26 protein-coding genes are annotated in these 24127 nt (G+C 39.2%); 4 read left to right on the forward strand and 22 right to left on the reverse strand.

Translation table 11 applies throughout. The annotated features are described in order from the left end of the window. The first annotated feature begins 96 nt into the window (after nucleotides 1-96). The gene (locus L655_RS0121090) at nucleotides 97-414 is read left to right on the forward strand and encodes a YebG family protein (RefSeq protein ID WP_024606193.1); all 318 of its coding nucleotides are present in this window, start codon (nucleotides 97-99) and stop codon (nucleotides 412-414) included. 273 nt (nucleotides 415-687) lie between these two features. Here the strand turns inward: L655_RS0121090 and putP are convergent, their stop codons facing one another. After that, nucleotides 688-2166, reverse strand: a complete 1479-nt coding sequence (putP, locus tag L655_RS0121095; protein WP_024606194.1) for a sodium/proline symporter PutP — start codon at nucleotides 2164-2166, stop codon at nucleotides 688-690. Nucleotides 2167-2498: 332 nt separating this feature from the next. Between putP and L655_RS0121100 the strand changes: the two genes are divergently transcribed. After that, nucleotides 2499-3725 carry an HDOD domain-containing protein gene (locus L655_RS0121100; RefSeq protein ID WP_024606195.1) on the forward strand — a complete coding sequence of 409 codons (1227 nt, stop codon included), beginning with the start codon at nucleotides 2499-2501 and terminating at the stop codon, nucleotides 3723-3725. Between the two features lie 147 nt (nucleotides 3726-3872). Here L655_RS0121100 and L655_RS0121105 read toward each other — a convergent pair whose 3' ends face one another. Genes L655_RS0121105 through ccmA form a run of 10 tightly spaced genes read right to left on the reverse strand, consistent with a single transcriptional unit; the run spans nucleotide 3873 to nucleotide 11590 of the window. Continuing rightward, the gene (locus L655_RS0121105) at nucleotides 3873-4604 is read right to left on the reverse strand and encodes a VacJ family lipoprotein (protein ID WP_024606196.1); all 732 of its coding nucleotides are present in this window, start codon (nucleotides 4602-4604) and stop codon (nucleotides 3873-3875) included. Nucleotides 4605-4613: 9 nt separating this feature from the next. Further along, entirely contained in the window at nucleotides 4614-5864 is a 1251-nt protein-coding gene (gene ccmI, locus L655_RS0121110; RefSeq protein WP_024606197.1) for a c-type cytochrome biogenesis protein CcmI, read from the reverse strand. Next, nucleotides 5865-6326, reverse strand: coding sequence for a cytochrome c-type biogenesis protein (locus tag L655_RS0121115; protein ID WP_007585854.1), 462 nt, complete (start codon nucleotides 6324-6326; stop codon nucleotides 5865-5867). Next, nucleotides 6326-6895, reverse strand: coding sequence for a redoxin family protein (locus L655_RS0121120; RefSeq protein ID WP_007585852.1), 570 nt, complete (start codon nucleotides 6893-6895; stop codon nucleotides 6326-6328). Before L655_RS0121120 ends, L655_RS0121115 begins: the two co-directional genes overlap by 1 nt. Further along, complete coding sequence (locus tag L655_RS0121125; protein WP_024589932.1) at nucleotides 6892-8862, reverse strand: heme lyase CcmF/NrfE family subunit; 1971 nt, start codon at nucleotides 8860-8862, stop codon at nucleotides 6892-6894. Before L655_RS0121125 ends, L655_RS0121120 begins: the two co-directional genes overlap by 4 nt. A gap of 2 nt (nucleotides 8863-8864) precedes the next feature. Next, entirely contained in the window at nucleotides 8865-9344 is a 480-nt protein-coding gene (gene ccmE, locus L655_RS0121130; protein ID WP_007585848.1) for a cytochrome c maturation protein CcmE, read from the reverse strand. Further along, complete coding sequence (ccmD, locus tag L655_RS0121135; protein WP_007585846.1) at nucleotides 9341-9544, reverse strand: heme exporter protein CcmD; 204 nt, start codon at nucleotides 9542-9544, stop codon at nucleotides 9341-9343. The genes ccmE and ccmD overlap by 4 nt, the downstream gene beginning before the upstream one ends. A gap of 2 nt (nucleotides 9545-9546) precedes the next feature. After that, on the reverse strand, nucleotides 9547-10284 hold the full coding sequence (locus L655_RS0121140; RefSeq protein WP_024606198.1) for a heme ABC transporter permease: 738 nt from the start codon (nucleotides 10282-10284) through the stop codon (nucleotides 9547-9549). Continuing rightward, nucleotides 10284-10970, reverse strand: coding sequence for a heme exporter protein CcmB (gene ccmB, locus L655_RS0121145; protein ID WP_002959286.1), 687 nt, complete (start codon nucleotides 10968-10970; stop codon nucleotides 10284-10286). The genes L655_RS0121140 and ccmB overlap by 1 nt, the downstream gene beginning before the upstream one ends. After that, nucleotides 10970-11590, reverse strand: a complete 621-nt coding sequence (gene ccmA / locus L655_RS0121150; RefSeq protein ID WP_076915300.1) for a cytochrome c biogenesis heme-transporting ATPase CcmA — start codon at nucleotides 11588-11590, stop codon at nucleotides 10970-10972. The genes ccmB and ccmA overlap by 1 nt, the downstream gene beginning before the upstream one ends. Before the next feature lie 113 nt (nucleotides 11591-11703). Between ccmA and L655_RS0121155 the strand changes: the two genes are divergently transcribed. Then, nucleotides 11704-14157 carry a flagellar hook-length control protein FliK gene (locus L655_RS0121155; protein WP_024606200.1) on the forward strand — a complete coding sequence of 818 codons (2454 nt, stop codon included), beginning with the start codon at nucleotides 11704-11706 and terminating at the stop codon, nucleotides 14155-14157. Nucleotides 14158-14159: 2 nt separating this feature from the next. After that, nucleotides 14160-14468, forward strand: coding sequence for an EscU/YscU/HrcU family type III secretion system export apparatus switch protein (locus L655_RS0121160; protein WP_024606201.1), 309 nt, complete (start codon nucleotides 14160-14162; stop codon nucleotides 14466-14468). Between the two features lie 29 nt (nucleotides 14469-14497). Here L655_RS0121160 and L655_RS0121165 read toward each other — a convergent pair whose 3' ends face one another. Genes L655_RS0121165 through L655_RS0121215 form a run of 11 tightly spaced genes read right to left on the reverse strand, consistent with a single transcriptional unit; the run spans nucleotide 14498 to nucleotide 24123 of the window. Continuing rightward, nucleotides 14498-14899, reverse strand: coding sequence for a DUF2802 domain-containing protein (locus tag L655_RS0121165; protein WP_024595394.1), 402 nt, complete (start codon nucleotides 14897-14899; stop codon nucleotides 14498-14500). 17 nt (nucleotides 14900-14916) lie between these two features. Then, on the reverse strand, nucleotides 14917-15414 hold the full coding sequence (locus L655_RS0121170) for a chemotaxis protein CheW (protein ID WP_002959294.1): 498 nt from the start codon (nucleotides 15412-15414) through the stop codon (nucleotides 14917-14919). 24 nt (nucleotides 15415-15438) lie between these two features. Beyond that, nucleotides 15439-16233 carry a chemotaxis protein CheW gene (locus L655_RS0121175; RefSeq protein WP_024606202.1) on the reverse strand — a complete coding sequence of 265 codons (795 nt, stop codon included), beginning with the start codon at nucleotides 16231-16233 and terminating at the stop codon, nucleotides 15439-15441. Between the two features lie 3 nt (nucleotides 16234-16236). Continuing rightward, on the reverse strand, nucleotides 16237-17007 hold the full coding sequence (locus L655_RS0121180; protein WP_002959298.1) for a ParA family protein: 771 nt from the start codon (nucleotides 17005-17007) through the stop codon (nucleotides 16237-16239). A 12-nt stretch (nucleotides 17008-17019) separates the two neighbouring features. Beyond that, complete coding sequence (locus tag L655_RS0121185) at nucleotides 17020-17979, reverse strand: flagellar motor protein MotB (protein ID WP_024606203.1); 960 nt, start codon at nucleotides 17977-17979, stop codon at nucleotides 17020-17022. A gap of 1 nt (nucleotide 17980) precedes the next feature. Continuing rightward, nucleotides 17981-18745, reverse strand: coding sequence for a flagellar motor protein (locus L655_RS0121190; RefSeq protein WP_024606204.1), 765 nt, complete (start codon nucleotides 18743-18745; stop codon nucleotides 17981-17983). Further along, the gene (locus tag L655_RS0121195; protein ID WP_024606205.1) at nucleotides 18738-19901 is read right to left on the reverse strand and encodes a chemotaxis response regulator protein-glutamate methylesterase; all 1164 of its coding nucleotides are present in this window, start codon (nucleotides 19899-19901) and stop codon (nucleotides 18738-18740) included. Before L655_RS0121195 ends, L655_RS0121190 begins: the two co-directional genes overlap by 8 nt. 58 nt (nucleotides 19902-19959) lie before the next feature. After that, on the reverse strand, nucleotides 19960-22182 hold the full coding sequence (locus L655_RS0121200) for a chemotaxis protein CheA (RefSeq protein ID WP_024606206.1): 2223 nt from the start codon (nucleotides 22180-22182) through the stop codon (nucleotides 19960-19962). A 15-nt stretch (nucleotides 22183-22197) separates the two neighbouring features. Further along, nucleotides 22198-22971 carry a protein phosphatase CheZ gene (locus tag L655_RS0121205; RefSeq protein WP_024606207.1) on the reverse strand — a complete coding sequence of 258 codons (774 nt, stop codon included), beginning with the start codon at nucleotides 22969-22971 and terminating at the stop codon, nucleotides 22198-22200. A gap of 17 nt (nucleotides 22972-22988) precedes the next feature. After that, nucleotides 22989-23372 (reverse strand): chemotaxis response regulator CheY, encoded by a 384-nt coding sequence (gene cheY, locus L655_RS0121210; protein ID WP_004588308.1) that lies wholly within the window; start codon nucleotides 23370-23372, stop codon nucleotides 22989-22991. Between the two features lie 40 nt (nucleotides 23373-23412). Next, nucleotides 23413-24123, reverse strand: a complete 711-nt coding sequence (locus L655_RS0121215; protein ID WP_002959310.1) for an RNA polymerase sigma factor FliA — start codon at nucleotides 24121-24123, stop codon at nucleotides 23413-23415. Nucleotides 24124-24127: the final 4 nt, after the last annotated feature.

Below are 24127 nucleotides of genomic sequence, written 5' to 3' on the forward strand. Positions count from 1 at the left end.
GCTTGCAAATTTACGCCCAAACCATTACTGTACATAAAAACAGTAATCTAATGGTTTTTACAAACCACGGTGCCAAGCAATTTTGCAGGAGAAATCATGGCTGTTGTTGTTAAATATGTTGTAGAACGAAACGGAGTCGAGCGTATGACGTTTACTACCAAAAAAGAAGCTGATGCTTATGATAAGATGCTCGATATAGCAGAATCACTTGAGCTAATGCTAGAAAAGGTAGACGTACCGCTTAGTGAGCAACAAATTGAATCACTTGCTTTAGAAATAGCGAAAAGCAAAGATGACTTTATGACCATATTAAAGGGCGGCAAAGATCCAGTTGTTACCAAAGCGCCAGCAAAAAGTAAAAAGTCAGATAACGTTGCATCAATTGAAGATAACAACGATAAAAAAGTAAGTTAATTCATAGAATGTTCCCTCCTCGAACGGGACAAACTAAATAAAAAAGGGAGCAACTAAGTTGCTCCCTTTTTTATTATACCAATTCGCTTAATTAAGTGATCTCTTTGAGGGTGGAAAAACGTGTTGATAGCTAGGCAAAAATTCGATATTTAGTTGTACTAAATGAGAATTTTTTAACGCCGGTAGCAACACGTTTAGCCCCGCAAAATGATTAAGTATTATTGCGGATTGGTATTAATTACTACTCACTTTAAAATAAGTAGTAATTGCTAATTAAAGCTCTTTTTCTACTTCATCAAATAAAGCAGTGATGTTTTGCTCTGGCTCTTTTGTTACTAAGCTAACAACAACAATTGCAATACTCGCTAAAATAAAGCCAGGTACTATTTCGTACATAAAGCTACTTAAGCTTTCACCATTGATAGTAAATGGTCCATATATCCAAATTAGCACAGTAAATGCGCCTACTAACATACCAGCTAACGCACCAGCAAAGTTCATGCGTTTCCAATAAAGGCTAAACAATACAAGTGGTCCAAACGCAGCACCAAAGCCAGCCCACGCATTACTTACTAGGTCTAAAATAGAGCTATCTCTATCGTAAGCCAAATAAATAGCGAACATAGCAACTACGGCAACACTAATACGGCCAACAGCAACTAGCTCTTTATCACTGGCATCTTTACGTAAGAATGTTTTATAGAAATCTTCTGTTAATGAACTTGAACTAACCAATAATTGAGATGAGATAGTACTCATAATCGCAGCCAAAATTGCAGCAAGTAAAAAGCCAGCAATAAGTGGGTGGAACAGCAACTCAGAAAGAATTAAGAAAATTGTTTCAGGATCTTCAACTACAATGTTGTTCTCATAAGTATAAGCTGCACCAAATATACCAGTACCAACAGCACCAATGGCAGCAACAATCATCCATGTCATACCAATACGGCGTGCTTTAGGCATATCTTTAACACTACGCACCGACATAAAACGAACAATGATATGTGGTTGGCCAAAATAACCTAAACCCCAAGCCATTGCAGAAATAATACCTAATGCAGAACCTGCACCAATCCAGTTAAGCATATCTGGATTTACGCTATGTAAAGTTGATTCTAAAGGTTGTTCAAGCAAAGAGTATGCAACCGTTGGTACTAGAATAAGTGCAATGAACATAATACAACCTTGCACAAAGTCAGTTAAGCTGACAGCTAAAAAACCACCAAACAAGGTATATAAAACAACTACGCCCGTTGTAATGTATAAACCCATCTCATAAGTTAAACCAAATGAGCTTTCAAACAATTTACCACCAGCGACAACACCAGATGAAGTATAAAGAGTAAAGAAAACAATAATTACCACAGCTGATACAACACGTAATAGGTTGGATTTATCATTGAAGCGATTTGAAAAGTAATCTGGGATGGTTATAGAGTCATTTGCTTTTTCAGTGTAAACACGTAATCTCGGTGCAACTAACAAATAGTTTAACCAAGCACCAATCACCAAGCCAATTGCTATCCATGTACTACTAAAACCAGTAACAAACATCGCACCAGGTAGGCCCATTAAAATCCAGCCACTCATATCAGATGCACCTGCAGACAGTGCAGCTACACTTGGAGATAGATTTCGTCCACCTAACATGTAACCAGATACATCGTCAGTAGATTGCTTATATGCATATAGTCCGATACCTAACATTACAACAAAATATAATGCTAGTGAAATAATCATTCCTGTTTCCAAATTAGCCTCCGCATAATTATTAATAACAGGCTCTTGATCCGAATATTGACTCTTAAAATATTATAATAAAGACACTATTAGGATAAAAACCATTCTCGCTGACTATATCATGCCTAACAATAAAATCTCCAACTTGTTGCTTCCAGCTGATACAAAAATACTCATGTTGAATAATTTTAAAGCGAATTGGTAAAATATAATAAATTAAATAGAAGAAACACCTTAATTTATAATGATAATTTATTAATCTAGCAAATATACGTAATGCTATTTTGAGTCTTTTGCCATATATTATTACAATAACTAATTACATTAATCTTACGGAACTATTTATGTATTTTTACGCTGCACGCCAACCAATTTTAGACAGAGATAAAAAACTCATCGGATATGAGCTTTTATTTCGCGATGGCGTTGATAACGTATTCCCCGATATAGATGGTGACGAAGCAACAACACGACTTATAGAGGGTAGCCAGTTTAATTTTGGTTTAGAAGATTTAACCGACAATAAACCTGCCTATATAAACTTCACCCTAGAAACACTATCAAAGGGTTACCCTACACTACTAGGTAAAGACACTATAGTTGTAGAAATACTTGAAACTATCCAGCCTGGTAAGCGTTTATTAGCTATCGTTAAAGATTTAAAAGATAAAGGTTACACTATTGCTCTTGATGACTATATTCATCAACCTGTATGGCGTCATTTTTACCCATTTATTGATATTATTAAAATAGACTTTTTAGCATCTGATATAGATACAATAAAAACGGTTCTTAATGATTTAAAACTGCACTCGCATATTAAGTTACTTGCCGAAAAAGTAGAAACCTATGAAATTTACCAACAAGCTCTAGAGCTTGGTTTTGATTATTTCCAAGGATTTTTCTTCTCAAAACCTGAAATGGTACAAAGTAAGGCTCTACCGCCTTCAGAAATGGCATTAGCTGAATTACTTTACGAAACATCAAGCGTTGATATGGATCTTAAAAAAATCACTGATGTGTTTGAGCGTGATGTAAACCTATCTTACAAATTACTTAGGTATTCAAATTCTGCTGCCTTTGCAAGGCGTGCTGAAATAAGTACCATTAAGCAAGCCCTTATAGTGCTTGGTGCTAACGAAATTAAAAAACTATTATCATTATTATTTGCAGCGCAAGTATCAGCAGATAAACCTGTAGAGCTAATTAGGCTATCGCTTACGCGCGCTCGTTTTGGTGAGTTACTCGCTATATCCCATGGACAATTTAAAGATACCGGCATGGCATTTTTAACCGGTATGATGTCTCTTATGGATGCTATTTTAGATGAGAGTATGGAAAGCGTTATGAAAAAGCTTCCACTTTCGAATGACATAAAAGCAGCGTTATTAAACGATGAGGGGTTGCTGGCAAAATATTTAAACTTAGTTAAGTATTATGAACAAGCTAACTGGTCAGCCGCAAACGAATTAACGAAAGAGCTAAACCTAGGTGAAAAAGTTCCTGATGCCTATCATGAAGCACTCACTTGGGTTAATGAGCAAATGCAGTTAATAGTTAACGAAAAATAAGTAACCCGAACTCTGGTTAAGGTATTTACTAATATATTGAATCATAATGATACTTAAGTTTATTTTTCTCTAGCCAAAGTTCAGATTATATATAAACAGTCAATAAAAACGCCAGCATTTAGCTGGCGTTTTTATCATTGGCTTCAATTATAAACTTTCTAAAAAGTCTTCATCAAAATCAGCTGGCTCTTCTTTTATAGGTGGGTTGCCATCGTACAGCTCATAAATTTGACGCTGGAAGTAAATATCTTTTACAAATAAGTACGGATCAAGTGAATCATTTAATAGCCCTTCTTGTGGGATTAATGATGCACGCGCCTCAACTGCTTTTAAAACAAATACTAAAATAGTTTGTGGAGTCGTTAGCGCAACTTCAGGTAATACAAAGTTATCGACTACATCACCGGTCAGGTTACGTACTGTTGTAGGACCCATGCCAGGTAGCATTAAATAAGCGCCATCACCCACGCCCCATACACCTAACGTTTGTCCAAAGTCTTCATCTACAATTTCAAGACCAAGTGAACTGGCAACATCAAAAATACCAAAAATACCAACCGTAGAGTTAACTAAAAAACGCGCTAAGCTCACACTTGCATTACCCGGCTTACCTTGCAAACCCGCATTAATCATATCGACAGGTGCTGTAATATTACCTGTAAAATTAACAATACCGTTTCTTACCGGTACAGGCGTTACTTCAACATAACCTACAGCAACTGGGCGCAATAAATAAGCATCCAGTACATCCATATTAAAGTCATATAATGGACGATTAATACTTTGCAGCGGATCTCTATCATCTACTTTGCTTTGTGGTACTTGAGCACACCCGGCTAGTATCAATAAACATAAAAAAGTAAAACTGTGTTTTAACATTTAACGTCCTTAAGGTATTAATGTATCAATTTGAAGTTGGTAGTCACTTACACTTTCACGCTTTAACGACTCTGAATGACCTTCTAGCTCACCAGAACTTGGCATAACCGAGTCATCTATAGAAATACGCGCCGAAATAATAATATTTTCTGCACTAGATAAGTTAAGCCCTGCAACCATTGCACTACTATCACTCAACTCAACTGTAATTGGAAATGAATATTTAGCGAGTTTAACAGCAGCTAATGGCATTGGCGAACCACTTGCTGCTTTTGCAAATATAAACAAGATACCGTCTTTTGGCTGTTTATCTATAAGCTCTTTTGCAATGTCGACTGTAACTGCAATAGCACCCGTTGTAGTAACTGGCATAACAGAGCCATCCGTTTGCATTTGCTTCTCTATATCAGCGATACGCTCAGAGATCATGCTATAACGAGAATCATTTTTTTCCATACTCGCAAGTAAAACTTCAAATGCAGCTTTGGCTTGAGGCCAATCTTTACGCTCATAAGCAATGAGTGCTAATAACGAAATTGCATCTAAATTGGTAGGCTCTACTTTTAGTACTTTTGAGAGCATACCTGCCGCACGGGTCATATTAGCTTCGCTGCCTTCTAGTAATAAAACTTGGCTGTAACTAATAAGTACCTGCATATTATCAGGGTTCATACGAAGTGCTTTATCAAATGACTGCTGCGCCATGTCAAATTCATTAAGCGACATAGCAACTCGTCCAAGTAGCATCCAAGCAACTTCGTCATCACCTGAGCGGCTAAGCTTTGTACGAAGTGCTAATGCAAAAGCCTGCAGCTCATTTTGGCTAAGCGGCTCACCTTTTTGCATTACAGCACGCTCGCCGTAATCAGCTAAATTATCCATTGCATCATGCCAAGCCGAAATTTGCTGCTGGCTACCCGTTAAACCATAAAAAACACCTGTTAGAGCAAGAACAAATGCGCCACCAGTTAAAGCAAAAATACGATTATTACCTTTGCTGTTTAGTGATTTTTCTGGTGATAACTCATTCAATAAACGGCGTTTTAATTCAATAATTGATTCTGCATGATTTACGGTATCAATACGCTGATTATCTAAATCGGTTTGTAAATCAACTAAACGCTGCTCATAAATGCTAATTAGCTCAGCATTGGCGTTATGAGTAATTGTTTGAACGCGCTCTTTTTTTAAAAAAGGCAACATCACAAACCCAAGAGCAACCAGTGTGAGTAAAGCAAAACACGCCCACATTAAAATCATTTAACTTTGCTCCTGACGTTTATTTTGTTCAATTAGCTTCGCTAACAGCATTTCGTCGTCACTGCTCCACGTTTGTTTTACTGATGCTTTTCGCTGGCGAATAACAATAAAACCAAAGCCGACTATGACAATTAATACAGGTAATACCCAAAGTACTAAAGTCGCTGGTGTAACTGGTGGGTCGTAATGAACAAAATAGCCAAAGCGGTCAATCATGTAATCAATCACTTCGTCTTTGCTCTTACCTTCTTTAACCAATACGAGCACTTTATCGCGCAAGTCTTTAGCAACAACAGCGTCAGAGTCCGCAATGTTTTGATTTTGACACTTAGGACAGCGCAGCTCTTTAGTTAGCTCTTCAAACAATATCGCTTGTTTGTTGTTATCAAATTGATAGCGATCTTGCTCTGCAAACGCACTGATGCTTACAAAAAGGCTAAGCGTAAGTAGTAACCATTTCATTATTTAAGCTCCTGCATAATTGGCGCAAATTTAGCTCGCCATACTCGCGGGTTTATATCGCCCGTGTGATGCAACAAAATAGTGCCGTTTTTATCGACTAAAAATGTTTCAGGCGCACCCGAAACACCTAAATCCAACGACAAAGTACGATGTAAATCCAAGATATTAAATTGATATGGGTCACCCGCACGTTGCAGCATATCGCTCACTTCTGTTCGAAGTGATTGCATATCAAACGGGCCATCAAAGTCGGCGTCGTAACCTTGTACGTAATAAAGCCCAATAATTTTAACGCCTTGCTCACGTAACTTAGTTAAATAACCAAGTTCAACTAAACATGTTGGGCACCAAGTACCCCATACATTTAGTAAGTAAACTTCGCCTTTTAAAGACTCGTTAGTCCACGGCTTATTGTCTTGCATTAAATCAGGTAAATTAAATGCTGGCATTTCTTGACCTAACCGACCCGTTTGAATTTCACGAGGATTAGCAAAAAGGCCTTGGTATAAAAATACACATACAAAAGCAAATACTAAAAGCGGCGCAATAGCTAAAATTTTACGGTTCATAAAACATTCTCCGATGCAGCTCTACGCGCTGTTTTAGCTGATGTGCGGTAGCGTTTATCAAATAAAATCATAAATCCAGCTAGGGAAATAAGCACACCACCAATCCACATCCAACGAACAAACGGTTTATGATAAATGCGAAGTGACCATGCACCTTGGCTCAACTGCTCACCTAACGCTAAGTATAAATCACGTGTAAAGCCTGCATCTATGGCCGCCTCGGTCATAAACTGCATACCAATATCATACTTACGTTTTTCGGCATGTAAGCGTGTTACTAGCTCATTATTTTTAAGCACCGATACAACACCAGCATGACCACTGTAGTTCGGCCCGCGAATAGTTTTAACACCATCAAAACGGTATTCATACTCGTTAAGCTGAACTGTGTCGCCTTGTTTCATCGATACATCACGCTCAACCGAATACGCCGATGTAAGCGTTACACCTGCAATAACAAACGAAATACCAATATGCCCAAGCACCATAGCCCAGTAACTTACACCTAAGCGTTTTAAACCTTCTTTTAAGGTGCCATGCACAGCAGATTTAGTGTAAATGTCGATCCCAGTTGATATGGCAATCCAAACCGCAAGCGTAGTGGCTAGTAGCGTAAGTGGTTTTACTAAATCGTAACTTGAAAACAACCAAGCACAGGTAATCACTACACTGGCTAATACGCCCATTAATATTTTGTTTTGTAAGAAAGCCCATTTATTTTGCTTCCAGCGTAAAAATGGTCCTATACCCATCAAAATAGCAAATGGTACTAAAATTATTGCAAACATCTTATTAAAAAATGGTTCGCCAATAGAAATACTGCCCAAGCCCATTTCTTTATGAACCATAGGTAATAACGTACCCAGTAATACGATTAATGTAGCAACTACTAAAAATATATTATTGAGCCATAACGCCACTTCGCGTGATACAAACTTGTATCGGCCTTCACTATGTACTTGCGATACACGCAGTGCATATAACGCTAAGCCACCACCTACAACGATGCCTAAAAAGGCGAGTATAAATAAGCCTCTATCAGGGTCTGTTGCAAAAGCATGCACCGATACAATAATACCCGAACGTACAATAAAGGTGCCTAACAAGCTTAATGAAAATGCTGCGATAGCAAGTAGTACGGTCCACGATTTAAATACACCACGTTTTTCGGTTACGCTTAATGAGTGTAGTAATGCTGTTGCAACAAGCCATGGCATTAATGATGCGTTTTCGACTGGATCCCAGAACCACCAGCCGCCCCAGCCAAGCTCTGAATATGCCCACCAGCTACCAATTGTGATTCCTAGCGTTAAAAAGCCCCATGCAGTCATTGTCCACGGACGTGACCACTTAGCCCATGTGTTATCAAGTTTGCCGGTTAACAACGCAGCAATAGCAAAAGAGAAAGCAACTGATAGCCCTACATAACCCATGTACAGTAATGGCGGGTGAATAATCATGCCCGGATCTTGAAGTAACGGATTTAAATCACGCCCTTCAACAGGGAAATAAGGAAGTAGGCGCTCAAACGGGCTTGAAAGTAGTAAGGTGTACATCATAAAACCCACACCTAAAAAGCCAAGTACGCCCAATACGCGAGCACGTAACACCCAAGGCAATGATTTAGAACGCGCAGCGACAACGGCGGTCCAACCTGCTTGCATTACTAACCACAGTAAAATAGCGCCTTCATGGCCGCCCCATGTAGAGGTAATTTTATAATACCAAGGCAGTGTGCTACTTGAATGATATGCCACGTACGATACGGTAAAATCATCCGTTACACTGGCATAGATAAGTGCTGCAAAAGAAATTAATACAAAGGCAAACTGCCCTATTGCTAAAGAGGGAGCCGCACGCATTAAGCGAAGATTACCGGTATGCGCGCCCCAAAGAGGAAAAATACACAGTAAAACGCTTAGCACCATGGCAAGCGTTAAAGAAAAATAACCAATTTCTGGGATCATAGCTAATTACCACTATCTAAGTTGTATTTTGGTTTTTCGTGCTTAATACCTTTAACTGCCTCAGCAACTTCTGCTGGCATATATTCTTCGTCATGCTTTGCGAGCACTTCAAATGCTTCAATAACATTAGGTTCGATTAATACGCCCTGCGCTACAATGCCTTGCCCCTCACGAAACAAGTCTGGCAATATGCCTTGATAACGCACGGTCACTAATGGACCTGTATCAATTAGCTTAAAGCTTACTTGTAAGCTCTGTTCATTACGCTCAACCGTGCCTGGTACAACCATGCCACCAATACGTAGCTTTTGGCCAATGAATGGTTTTTCTTTATTAGGCCCTTTGCCATCAATAAGTTCGCTTGGCGTATAAAAAAGATTAATATTTTCTTGAAGTGCATAAAGCACTAAACCAATTGATCCACCAATACCAAACAGTACGGCAATAATTACCAATAGGCGCTTTTTACGTCTTGGATTCATGAGGCTTGTTCCTGTTTAGCTTTTTTAATTCGCGCTTCACGTATTATTTGCTGCTCAACTGAAGCCATAATACGTTTAGTATCTCTTAAAGAGTTCACTAAAATACCAAGTAAAATAAGAGCGCATGTACCAAAAGAAAGCCAGATATAAAACCCATAGCCTCCCATTGCAATAAAATCAGAAAAAGAGTCAAACTGCATAATTACCCCTTATTTAACAACAAACGCACCCACGGTCGGTGCTTTTCGCGTTGTAAAATTTCATTTTTAAGACGAATTAAAGTCACTGTTCCTACAAAAGCAGCAAAAGCTAAAATATTAACCATAAGTGGCCAAAACATACTTGGGTCTATTGCTTTGGTGTCTAGTTTTGTAATGCTTGCGCCTTGGTGTAGCGTATTCCACCACTCAACAGAGTAATGAATAATAGGTAAATTAATTACGCCCACAATCGCTAAAATAGAAGCCGCACGCCCTGCTGACTTCTTATCTTCAAATGCATGGTAAAGCGAAAGCACGCCAAGATATAAAAATAATAAAATAAGTTCAGACGTTAAACGCGCATCCCATACCCACCAAGCACCCCACATAGGTTTACCCCATGCAGCGCCAGTAATAAGCGCTATAGCAGTAATACAAGCACCAACAGGCGCTATAGCAATAACGGCAAGTTCGGCATTTCGTAGTTGCCATACAAGTGCAACAACAGCTGCAATAGCCATTGATGAGTAAGCCCCCATAGACAAAATGGCAGAAGGAACATGAATAAAGATGATACGGTAGCTGTCTTTTTGTTGGTAATCGGCAGGTGAAAAACCAAGCCCCCATACCCATCCAACAATCATACTAACTACAGTAACTACGGCAAAATAAGGCAGTAACGTATTGCATAACTGGTATGCACGCTCTGCTTTAGCATAGGGATGTAACCACTTCCACATTAACTTACACTCACTTTTAAAGCTGACGATATGGCAATTGGTGCGCTAATAATAGCAATAAGTAACATTGCACCAAGGATGGCAAGCTGCCCACTATAATCCAGCGACATGGTGCTGGTATCGATAGCCGACGTTGCAAAAATCAAAACAGGAATATACAAAGGCAGTACGAGTAAACTCATCAAAATACCCCCTTTTTGTAGCCCCACAGTAAGCCCTGCGCCTATTGCGCCAATAAAGCTCAATAGTGGTGTGCCTAATAATAATGTTAAAACAGTCGCTGTTAACGCCGTACTTTCTAGGTTTAACAACAATGCAAACAGCGGCGTCATTAATACAAGCGGTAAACCTGTTACCACCCAGTGAGCGGCTACTTTAGCAAGTACGGTTAACGATAATGGATAAGAGGACGCAATTAGCTGCTCCAATGAGCCATCGTTAAAATCATCTCTAAACAGTTTATCCAAGCCCAGCATGGTAGAAAGTAATGCGGCAACCCAAATAATTCCCGGTGCCATTCTCGCTAGTAAGCCAGGCTCAGGCCCGATTGCTAACGGAAATAATGAAATTACAATTAAGAAGAACAAAATAGGATTTACAATTTCAGCGCGCTGGCGAAACGCAAGTTTTACATCTTTGGTAAATACCGCACTAAATAGCAACCAATAAGAATGTTGACGAGTCATTAGTGACGATACTCCAGTGTAACCGTTTGCAAGTTACTAAAATGGGTCGTTAAATCTTGGTGGGTCGTTAACAAAATAGCTCCACCGTTTAGTAAGTGCTCGGTAAATCGCTGCTGTAAAAAGGCAACACCGCTTTTATCAAGCGCGGTAAATGGCTCATCAAGTACCCATAATTTAGCATCACTTAACCAAAGCCTAACCAAAGCTACACGTCTTTGTTGTCCAGCAGATAACATTCTAACCGGTACATCTTCAAGTCCAACAAGGCCAAGTTGCGCTAAAATGGGATACAAGTCAGGCTGGTTTATGTAGCCATTAATTTGTAACCAGTGACGAACATTTTCAACTGCACTAAGCTGAGTATTTACACCTGTTTTGTGGCCTATAAAGAGTAGTTCTCTGGCATACTCTTCGTAATACTTAGATATAGGCTGTTCTTGAAATAAAACAGTTCCTTCATCAGGCACAGAAAAGCCTGCGATAATACGCAATAGCGATGTTTTACCAGCCCCATTAGGACCCGCTAATTGCATGATTTGACCGCTATTAAGGCTAAAATTAAGATCCGCAAACAAACAACGATCTTGCTTGATGCAGGTGACGGACTTAATGTGTAACAAGATGACGATTCTCTCTGCCAAAAATTAGGCGTTAGTCTACCATAATGATAGGGTAATACGAATATTGCTTTAAAATCGATTCACTTAAAATAGAGAAAACTTGATTTAAAATAATGAATACGCCAACGCAAATAACATTATCTAATTCATTGGTTATCAATCAATCGACAAACCCTCAAACCAATGAGTTATCGCAATTACCTAATGAGGTGCTTGCGGCTAAAAACATTCAATTTTCGAAAGACTCGATTACGCTTGATGTATTTATTGATAAACATTGGCAAACATTAAGACTTGGCACTACAAGCGCACCTCAAAATTTACAAAAAATAGCCAGTGCTAACATACAACTTAGTCCCGATGGCAAACAGCTCAACATCACGCCAAACACTACAACCCTTACTTTAAATCAACCAGTACAATTACAGCGTTTATTAAATTATGTAAGCACGGGCACTGAGGTACAAAGCAAACCAATGGATTTACAAGTGGTTATGTCCCCTACCCCAAAATTAGTAATTGATAAACTTAACGCCAGTATTGCCATAAATAAAGACGTAGCGCAGTTACTTTTAACTGAGCAGCCTTTAAAAGTAGTTGTTAGTACGACTAACAAAGGCGCACAGCTTAATGTTATTAATCGCTTTGCAGATACAATTCATACGCAACCACTTAGCCAAACTAAACTTACTAAATTACTCGTGGCCTTATTACCTAGTGCGCAACTTCAAGCAACACCTAAACTAGCTATTTTGACTCATCCTCAAAAGTCAGGTTCGTTTACAACGCCTATTACTAATCAACAAGTTAGTGAGCTACCTAGCACGCCCATTAAGGTAAATTTAATAAATCAGGCTGATAAATTACTTATTAAAACCGATACTAATAATATAAAAGTGACGCTTAATAACTCATTTTCTAAACCGTTTAACGAGTTACTTTTAGCTCAAAAAAGCAGTGTCTCTGAAATACATTTTTCTGCGTCCACTATTAAAGCAAGCCCACTGCTTACACCTGATAGCCCAATAAAGTCGTGGCTACAAAATAGCTTTAGTGATTTAAAAACGCGAATTAATGATGCAGTTAAATATTTTGAAAGTAAGCCCTTTGCAGCAGCAAATAAATCTGAGTTAATGCCGCCGTCTGCATCATCTGCGATACAAAGGCCGGGCTTAGTTATGCAATTAACAGTATCACCGTTAAATAGAGTGAACATTACCCAAAATGTAAGTACTGCGTTAAATAGTAATACTAGCAATACTTTACCAGAGCACTTTTCAAGACTCCCACCACTTGTACAATTAACTCAGCAAATAAAAGGAAGTGTTAGTGTTTGGCAATCACCTTCAAACACAGCAACAACCTACACGCCAATAACAAATAGCATTACTCAAAATGAAGTGGCGAGCGCTAAGCTAAGTAATTTAAAAGCAAGCCAATTAAAATCCCTTATTACTAGTGAAAACAGTAAATCGAACACCTTGCTTAACCCTACCAATGAAGTAGTCACTAAAGGACTTACCACCTCCTCAGCACAGCTTGCAATAAACGATAACAATCAAAACAACACAAGCACAGTGAACACTAAAAGCATTACCTTGTTAACTGAGCCGTTATCTAATGCGCCCTCTCGTAGTCAAATGCTACAACCAATAGAAGCAAAACTATTAAGTACATTATTAAAGCTTCCTGATGCCACAACCCCTACAGATAGGCTGGCTTACAATAAACAACTTTTAAGCAGTCAAATTACTGATATTACAAATAAGGCAACAAAAGACACCCCTGATTTAACTCGCTTAATTAATCAAGCATTTAACCGTATGGTTTCAAGTAATAACATAAACCCTGCAACCATACAGCGTGAGATACTTGCTACTTTACAGCCCACTCAACTAGCGGGTGATATGCTGCAAAGTAGTTTCACTAAAGGGCTTGAGCAGGTGGCTGTGAGTATTTTAGCTGCGCCTCTGATTAGCCAATCCGTAACGCCTATCAGTTTTAATAATCAAACTGGCTTAGATGCACTTTTGCAAGTACTTATACCTACTTTTAAAATGGGTAACACGGGAGCAAAAATGCTTGAACAGCTTCAACAAGCTCAAGTACAAGCTTTGGCCAGCGAAATCGTACACGTTAAAAACACACTTACCCAAGTAAGTGTCTCAACACCAAATCAACAGTCAGACACAAACCCGCTTGCACAATTTTTATTACCGATGAGATTACCTCCAGAAGCAGCCCAAACAGAAATAACACTTGGACAGTATAAAAAGCCAAGCGCCGGTAAATTAGAAGATAAAAATGTATGGTTTGTCAGATTAAACTTTGATTATGCCCAACTTGGGCAGCTACAAATTACTGCAGAGTTAATGGATAAAGCACTCGATTGCCAGCTATTAGCCTCGAGCCAAGAAGTAAGTGCAATTGCTCACCCTCACTTAGATAATTTAAGATCAAAACTAGCTAAACATGGCTTACAAGTTGGCGAGCTCAATTTAAGGCGAGGCGATGCCAACAATCAGGCATTCTATAAATCTCACGCAATTATTAATATTAAGGTTTAGCTATGAGTGAAACACCGATTAATAAATCGGCCATTGGGCTTTTGTACGAAGCTGGTAACACACCCACTGTAAGTGTTAAGGGGTTTGGTGAATTAGCTGATGAAATAATAGCTGCGGCTAAACTAAAAGGAATTATGATCCACGAAGATGCAGCACTTGCTAAAACGTTGTCGCATTTAGAGTTAGGAGAAGAAATTCCTAAAGAGCTTTATTATGTTATTGCAGAGCTTATTGCGTTTTCGTATGTATTAAGAGGTCAATTTCCGCCAGGTTGGCAGAATTTTCAAGGTAAGTTAAATATTAAGGCTTGAGCCAATTTATCCGCACATAAAAAAAGGCGCTAAGCACCTTTTTGTTTATGTAATGAAAATAGTAATTCGGCTTCTGCTCGTGGTAGTTCGCACTCGCGTATTACTTCATCAAGGTCTGCACCTAACTCAACCATTTTTACAGCACGAGAGTAAATTTTAGCATCAGGGTCATCGTATTTTTGCGCCGCTTGCTGTTGCATTAAATCTTGGTTTTGTTGTTCGACTTCAAGCACTCGCTTACCAATACTTAAGAGCCCGGTTCTAATCTCCGAAATTTCACTGCGCAAAATATGAGTCTGCTCAGAGCTATCTTTAAGCTGCTGCGATACAGCATTAATTTCATTCGCGTGTTTATTTTTTAATGCAATAATTAACGCCAGCGATATAAGTCCTACCGCTAACGCTGATATAGCTATACTAAGTAACACCATAATTTATTTGGTAAAGCTTATATATCGCTTAACTCATCCCATTCGTCATCACTGAGTAACTTATTTAAATCAACCAAAATCAGTAATTCATTATCGCGATTACAAACACCTTGAATAAACTTAGCGCTTTCTTCAGTACCAACATTTGGCGCACTGTCGATTTCAGAGCTGCGCAAGTAAACTACTTCCGATACGCTGTCGGCTAAAATACCAATAACTTGCTCTTCTGCTTCAATAATTAAGATGCGAGAGTTGTCAGTTGCATCAGCAGCTAGCAAACCAAAACGTGCGCGAGTATCAATAACGGTAACAACGTTGCCGCGTAAGTTAATAATACCAATCACATATGAAGGCGCACCTGGTACAGGAGCTATCTCTGTATAACGAAGTATTTCTTGTACTTGCATTACATTTACGCCGTAGGTTTCTTCCTCTAGCTTAAACGTAACCCACTGTAAAATTTCATCGTTATTATCTGCGTTTTTATTTGCTGACAGTAATTTATCTTGATTCATGCTATTACCCCGTAATGGTCATTACTACTGACGGCTATCTAAGCCTTTCTCTAATAATATATTTAAATTATCTACGTCTATCAAAGCACACATTTTTTCTTTTATAACGCCAGCAAGCCATGGGCGCTTGCTTTTATTTGTACGCCATTTTACATCTTCTTTACTCAATGTAATGTTATTTATCAACTTCTCAGCTAATAAACCCCACTGGCTATCACCTAATGTAATCAAATATTGATAATCTAAAGATGCCTCTAATTTATCATCATATTTTTCTGGCATAACCCAACGCGCAGTATCAACAACATTAAGCTTTTCTTCTCTGTTGAGCATAACGCCTTTAAACCATTTTGGCTTACCAAACAAATGATTTACTTCACCTAATTGATGTATTCCACCGAGTGCTTTTAATGGCACAGCCAAGGTCAAGCCAGCAACTTCAAAAAATAGTGCCTGAAATTCACCATCAAAATAGTCTGATTGGCTAGTAGTTACAATCTCCAGCTCTGGCTTTTCTATAGTAGTAATTGCAGGTGCTATTACTTCCTCGTCAACCACTTCATTAACTTTTTCGGTTTCAAACGCTGGCTCAGCTATTGGCTCAATTTCAACATTGAGCAAGTCATTATCAAATGTGCTCTCTGCTGCTTTTAATTGTTCTTTAGGTTTTGAATGAATATGCTTGTGTTGTGAATCATCAGGGATTTGCTCAAGTAATTTTGCAACTGGCTCAAGGTTATCTACAGGCTCATCTTCACATAACAAAGCCCCGAGGTATTGTTTCATTACTTTTTCATTAGCAAACAATTGCTTACTCATTCATTAACCTTGTTCAATTAAATATTCTAGCAGTGCTTTATATGCGTATACACCGCGTGAGCGAGGACAATACTCTACAGGTACTTTTTGTGCAAAGCTTGCATCTCTAAATTTGGTATCCACCGGTATCACACCTGGCCAGACTTTATCACCATATGTACTTTGCAATGTTTTGTATGCCTCTAACGATGCTTTGGTACGTTTGTCGTACATGGTAGGAATTATAGTATATTGATAATCTTTTGCTTGAGAGGATTGCATCAAATCCATAGTACGCATCATTCTATCAAGCCCTTTGAGTGCTAAAAACTCCGTTTGCACCGGTACTAAAATTCGCTCACTTGCTGCAAGCGCATTGACCATTAACACCCCTAAAACTGGAGGGCAATCTAAAATGGCATAATCGTAATGTTCGCTAATTTTTGCAAGCGCTTTTTTTAGTATTAACCCCATCCCTGTTTTATTACCCATACTTCGATCAAGCGTAGCTATTGCCATAGTTGCAGGTAAAATATCCAGGTTTTGGAGTGTTGATGGACACAAAGCTTGGAGTATCTCTTCACTTTGCATACTTGTTCCACGCGCAAAAATATCGTACACACTGACTTCTAAATCCTCGGAGTCAATGCCAAAGTAATAAGTGAGTGACGCATGAGGGTCTGTATCTATAAGCAATACACGCTTGCCTTGTAATGCCAAAATACCGGCAAGACTCACTGCGGTAGTTGTTTTACCAACCCCCCCTTTTTGATTAGCGACAGTCCAAATTTTCACATTACATCCTAATTACTGTTCATTGCGCGTTGTTATGCGAATACCACCATGAGGCAAACGAATTATTTTTATTGTATCGTCATCTGAAGGAAGCTCAATTTCAGGTTCAACCACTGCAGGCTCATCAGCTTGCCCGTCACTTTTAACCTCTTGTTTTGGCGGTAATCCATACTTAGAAAGTGCGATAACAACTTTACGATTTTCTGCGCGCCCTTGTTCTGTATCGTTACTTGCAAAAGGTGAATATTGGCCATAACCTTCTATCGCCATTCTAGCTGAATTAATGCCTAATGCTTCCAGCTCTACTAAAATTGACGTGGCTCTAGCTACCGACAGTTCCCAGTTCGAACGAAATATCTCATTACGAATACTTTCATCATCAGTATAACCTCGTACTCTTACATAGTTATCTACTGGTGCAATAATATCTTTAACAATCTTGACGACCTGTTTTGCTCGAGAGTGTGCAACTGAACTACCACTTGAAAATAACATACCTGAGCTTAGCTCTATAATCAGCCAATCTTGGTTCAGCTCTAAACTGGCTTCTCCATCACGGATTTCATCAATAAGCGCTGACTGTAATTTAATTAATAAACTATCAAGAGGTTTGCCTAAATACTTTTGCTGGATGTTGCTTGTATCACTTTGGCCGTCGAGTAGCTCAGGACCTTGCTCTTCTTTTAATATACTTTCGCCATAAAGAACTTCTTGTTCAGGTGTCACTCTATCTGTCAATATTCCATTACCGTTGACACCTTCACCTTGCTGGGAGTATTGGCGAGCTGACTTATCAAAAACCTGTTCAAGGGAATCTGACAATATTTGGAATTGTTCTTCTTTATTAATCGCTATCGCATACAGAACCACAAAAAAAGCAAACATAATAGTCATATAATCGGCATACGATACAAGCCAACGTTCGGTATGTTGACTTTTAGCAGCAGAGTGACGAAGTCGTCGGCGTAACATGTTATTCGTCCACTAAATTAGGGCGCTCTACACGATAGGCTTCAAGCTTTAATTCTATATTTACTGGGCTTTCACCTATGCTTATTGCAATAACGCCTTCAGCAAGCATTTCATGGTAAAGCATTTTTTGCTCTACACGCTGTTTTAACTTATTTGCCATAGGTAAAAACAATAAATTAGCTAAACCAACACCATAAATGGTCGCAATAAATGCCGTTGCAACGCCGGCGCCAAGCATTTGTGGATCGGTAATAAACGACATTGCCTGTATTAAGCCAAGCACCGCACCTAAAATACCAATGGTAGGGCTGTAACCCCCCATTGCTTCATAAACACGCGCGGCTTCAAGCAAACGATCACGCTCTAGCAGTAAATCAATTTCAAGCGTGTCACGTAGTTTTTGCTCTGAGCAGCCATCGACAAGTAAGCTTAAACCTTTTGCTGCATACGCATCTGGGTGAGCTAAGGCTTCATTCTCAAGCGCTAAGTAACCTTCTTGACGTGCTTTATGAGACCATCGTTTAACTTGCTCTATTGCGTCTTCAATATCGTATTGTGGTGCAACAAAAACCCACGAGCTCATATTTAGCATCTTTTTGAATGTGCTAGCAGAGGTTTGCAACATAACAGCGCCAAGCGTGCCACCTAGTACAATAATAAGCGCAGGGCCATTAAATAAAGCTGAAACAACACCGCCTTCTAAAGAATAACCTAGACCTATTGCACTAAGTGCTACCAATAGTCCAAATATTGAGAGTTTATCCACAACCTACCTCTCTCATTATACGCGCTGCAACATCGCTCAATGCTAAGCTTTCACTTGAAAGCCCCGCATTAGCAATGGCTTGGGGCATTCCATAAACGACACAGCTTTTCTCATCCTGTGCCCAAATAGTTGCCCCCGTTTGTTTTAACATTCTTGCACCATCACGACCATCAGCGCCCATACCTGTTAAAACAATAGCAAGTACATCGCCTTGATACGTTTTAGCTGCACTAGCAAACGTTACATCTACGCTTGGTTTATAACTTATTCTCTCGCTATGATCTTCAAATACGCGCAGCGTTCTATTTGCTCCACGCCCCTCTACCATCATCTGCTGTCCGCCAGGCGCTAAATAAGCAGTTCCTGGTTGTAAACGATCGCCTTGTTGTGCTTCTTTCACTTTTATTTGGCACAAACCGTTTAAGCGCGCTGCAAACGCGGGTGTAAATGCAGCTGGCATGTGCTGTATAAGTAAAATAGGGTGAGGAAAATTAGCAGGCAATTGAGTCAATATAGTTTGCAAAGCAACAGGACCACCTGTAGAAGTACCAATAGCTAAAAGTTGATATTGTTTTCCACTTGCTCGCATTGAGGCAACATTTGAACTTGTCGATGCAGCAGGCGCAGCTCTTTGAAAGCTTCTACCAGGCTGCTTGGTTTGAGTTGTTGATGTGCTTGCTCTTTGCGAAAGTGAACTTGTTGGTTTAGTTGAAATGGCTGGTTTAACTGGTGTTGCCGCTCTAAATGTTCGCGGTAAACGTCTTCGCCCTATATCTTTTACTTTACTTTGCAAAAGCTTAATTGCATCTTCATTATTGCGCGCAATATCTTCAAATTTTTTCGGTAAAAAATCCATTGCGCCAGCATCTAACGCATCAAACGTTGCTGTTGCACCATCACGTGTAAGTGATGAAAACATTAAGATAGGAGTTGGGTTACTCGCCATTATCTCTTTAACTGCGCTAATACCATCAAGCACAGGCATTTCGACATCCATGGTGATCATGTCAGGACGCAATTGAGCTGCTTTCTCAACAGCCTCTCTGCCATTAACAGCAAAGCCTATAACTTGTATATCGCTATCTTGCTCAAGGATTTCGCTTACTCTACGGCGAAAAAAGCTTGAATCATCAACAACTAAAACTTTAACGGCCATTTAGCTCTCTTATTAAATTTATGCGTAGGTATATATTAAATATATACCTACTTTATTATTAGCCTGCGTAATGTTTTAACATGTTTGGAACGTCTAAAATCAGTGCAATGCCACCATCCGAAGTTATTGTAGCCCCTGCCATACCTAGCGTTCCTTGAAGTAACGCATCGAGCGGCTTAATCACTACTTCTTCTTGGCCAATCAATGAGTCAACAACAAAGCCTATTTGTTGCGTACCAATTTGTACAATAACGACGTGACCTTTAGATTTTCGCTGAGAACGATCTGAGCCTTTTACTAACCAATGCTCAAGGTAAAATAACGGTATCGCCTTTTTACGCACAATAATTGTTAATTGCCCATCAACTACATTCGTCTTCGTTAAATCCAAATTGAATATCTCACTAACACCAGCCAGTGGTAACGCAAATGTTTGTGCGCCAACAATGACCATTAATGTCGGTAATATAGCCAAGGTAAGTGGTACTTTTATTTCTAAAATAGTACCGACACCAAGTTCAGACTGAATGCTTACTGAGCCATTAAGTTGCGTGATCTTAGTTTTAACTACGTCCATTCCTACACCACGGCCTGAAATATCAGATATTTCTTCTTTTGTAGAAAAGCCAGGTGCAAAAATCAGGTTATATGCTTCGGTGTCAGAAAGTCGACTCGCTTGGTCATGATCGAGTACGCCTTTACTAATTGCAATTTTTTTCAGTTTTTCAGCATCCATACCTGCACCATCATCTTTGATGGTTAGCAAAATATGGTCGCCCTCTTGAGACGCTGATAAAGTAACATTACCTGTTCTAGACTTACCTGCAGCTTCACGGACAGCGGGCATTTCAATACCATGGTCAACTGAGTTTCTAACTAAATGCACAAGTGGATCTGCAAGTGCTTCAACTAAGTTTTTATCTAGATCGGTTTCTTCACCAATAAGCTTTAAATCAATATCTTTATTTAAGCTACGTGCTAAGTCGCGTACAACGCGAGGGAAGCGACCAAATACTTTCTTAATTGGTTGCATTCGCGTTTGCATAACCGCACCTTGAATATCCGCAGTCACTACATCTAAGTTAGAGATTGCTTTACCCATCGCTTCACTGTCTGAGTTAGTCGCTAAACTAACCAAACGATTTCGTACAAGAACTAACTCACCAACCATATTCATAATTTGATCGAGTCGTTTTGTATCTACGCGAACGGTGGTTTCTGCAGCTGGTGGCGCTGATTTTTTTGGAGCTGCTGCTGGTGGTGCTTTAGCTGCTGGCTTCTCTGGCGCTTTTTCAACTGGTTTTGGAGTAGGAGCTTTAGCTGGCGCAGCTTTTTTTACTGGTTCACTCACTTGTTTAGCTGGCGGTGAAACAGGTTCAGGTTGTTTTGCAGCTGGCGCACTTTCTATCGATTTAGGAGCAGTACCTTTACCATGAAGTTCATCAAGAAGCGCTTCAAATTCGTCATCACTAATTTCATCATCTGATGAATTAACTGTATTTGCCGCTGGTGTAGCTGGTTCTACAGGTGTTTTATTGGCATCATTTTGTTCAGGTTTGCTAGTAACTTCACCAAAACTGCCAACACCATGTAACTCATCTAATAAGCTGTCAAATTCATCATCAGTAATATCACCATTAAAATCACTACTACTACTTGCTACTGGTTTTTCAACTGCAGGACCTTGTCCTTTACCGTGTAGCTCATCAAGTAAGCTTTCAAATTCGTCTTCAGTGATTTCATCTATTTCAGCATCGCTAACCGAAGGCGCTCCGCTAAATAGTTCATCAAATGCAAACGGATCTTCATCATCAGCTACCGGTGTATCCACCACTTCATTATGAGGTTGTTCAACCTCTGTTTGTGAAGAGGCTTCATTGGCTTCGGCTTCTGTTGGAGGTAGACCTAAGATATGAAGAGTATGAAGTAATTCAGGATCTGCAGGTTCAGGCTTGTCTCTGTTTTGGATAGTCGCAAACATCTCATTAATGGTGTCTAGTGCTTGTAAAATAACATCCATTAACTCTGAGTTGACTGTTCGCACGCCTTGACGTAGTAAATCAAATACGTTTTCAGCACCGTGACAAGCATCAACAAGCTCTGTCATAGCTAAAAAGCCTGCACCACCTTTTACAGTGTGAAAACCTCTAAATATAGCGTTTAGTAACTCGGTATCTTCTGGATTATTTTCCAGCTCAACTAACTGTTCAGATAAAAGCTCTAGGATTTCTCCAGCCTCTACAAGAAAGTCTTGTAAAATATCTTCATCGACTTCAAACATGCAGTTACTCTCCTCTTAGAAGCCCAAACTTGATAAAAGATCATCAACTTCATCTTGATCAGATACAACATCATTACGCGATTCTTTATCAATAATAGGGCCTTCAGGACCTGCTAAAGTTTGTGTGGCAACTGGTTCTTTTATTTTTTGTTGTTCTACTTTATTCGCGGTGCTGTTACTGTCGTCTTGTTCAGCAAACGCAGTTAAAAGATGCAGTAAACTTTCTTCTACTTCCCTAACAAGTTCAATAACACGGCGAATAACTTGACCTGTTAAGTCTTGATAGTCTTGAGCCATTAATACATTTGTCATTAAGTTTTGAAGCTCATCAGTCTTATGATGAGAGTTGTTCATAAACTTATCGATGCTATGGCAAAGTTGCTTAAACTCACCAAGCTCAATCTCGCGGCTCATTAAACGATCCCATGTCGGTTTGATATGAGATATTTCGTCCGCTAACTGTTGGGCTATAGGAAGACTCTCTTCCACTGCATCCATTGTTTTATTAGCCGCATTTTCTGTCATTTCTATAACATAATTAAGCCGCTTTTTAGCATCTGGAATCGCATCTGTCGTTATATCAGTTAAGCGAGTATCAAGCTCAAAACTTTTAAGAGCTTCGTGCAGTTGACGAGTCAACTTTCCAACTTCAGCAAATAATTCAGATTGCTCTTTAGAAGCAGCCTCTAAAATCAACTGATTTGCTTTGTCTTGCTCATCATTTTCTAAAAAAACAACGAGCTGACGAGCTTGTTCTAACGTTATTTGAGGCGCAGCTGGTGCTGGCATAAGCCTCTCCCCCATCATTAGCCTAAGCGTTCAAATACTTTTTCTAATTTAGTTTTTAATGTTCCAGCCGTAAATGGCTTAACAATATAACCATTCACGCCAGCTTGCGCCGCAGCTATTATTTGTTCTTTTTTAGCTTCTGCCGTTACCATTAATACAGGGATATGTTTTAACTTCTCGTCTGCACGTATTGCTCTTAAAAGATCAATACCCTGCATTCCAGGCATATTCCAATCCGTAACTACAAAATCAAACACTTGATTTTGCAACATAGGCAAAGCTGTAGACCCATCATCAGCTTCTTGAACGTTAGTGAAACCTAAGTCACGTAACAGGTTTTTTATAATGCGTCTCATCGTTGAAAAATCATCAACTACAAGAATTTTCATGTTTTTATCCAAAACATCCCCCAGTGAGGTATTAACCTTTGTTTACTTACTACTAATTTATCCAGTCATTGATTTTAGCTTTAAGCTTAATCATCGCCTGACCATGTATCTGACTTACACGCGATTCACTTACATCGAGTATATGTCCTATTTCTTTTAAATTCATTTCATCGTTGTAGTACAAAGAAAGCACCATTGCATCACGCTCTGGTAATGACTTAATTGCACTTAGCAAAGACTCATTAAACCTATCATTTTTAACATTATTAAAAGGTTTATCTTGTGCTAAATCTTGGCCTACAGGAGTAATAACATCCTCATCTACACCAAGGTCTTCAATGCCTAATATTTTACTCGTATTCGCATCATTTAAAATATGATGGTACTCATTGAGCGAAATTTCAAGTTTTTCAGCAACTTCTATGTCCGTTGGTTCGCGGTTCAGACTACTTTCGAGCTCAGTAATTGCTTCTGCAACTTGCCTGTTTTTACGGTGAACTGAACGAGGAGCCCAATCACCACGGCGCATTTCATCAAGCATAGCACCGCGAATACGAATACCTGCAAAAGTTTCAAAGCTTGCGCCTTTTGTTGCATCAAAGTTTTTCGAAGCTTCTATTAAGCCTATCATTCCTGATTGAATTAAATCATCAAGTTGAACGCTAGGTGGTAATCGAGCAATTAGATGACATGCCACTTTTTTAACAAGTGATGCATGCTTCTCAACAATCACATTTAAATTTTGTGTTGATTGATATCCCATAGCT

The organism is Pseudoalteromonas sp. TAE79 (assembly GCF_000498015.1).
Classification (GTDB): domain Bacteria; phylum Pseudomonadota; class Gammaproteobacteria; order Enterobacterales; family Alteromonadaceae; genus Pseudoalteromonas.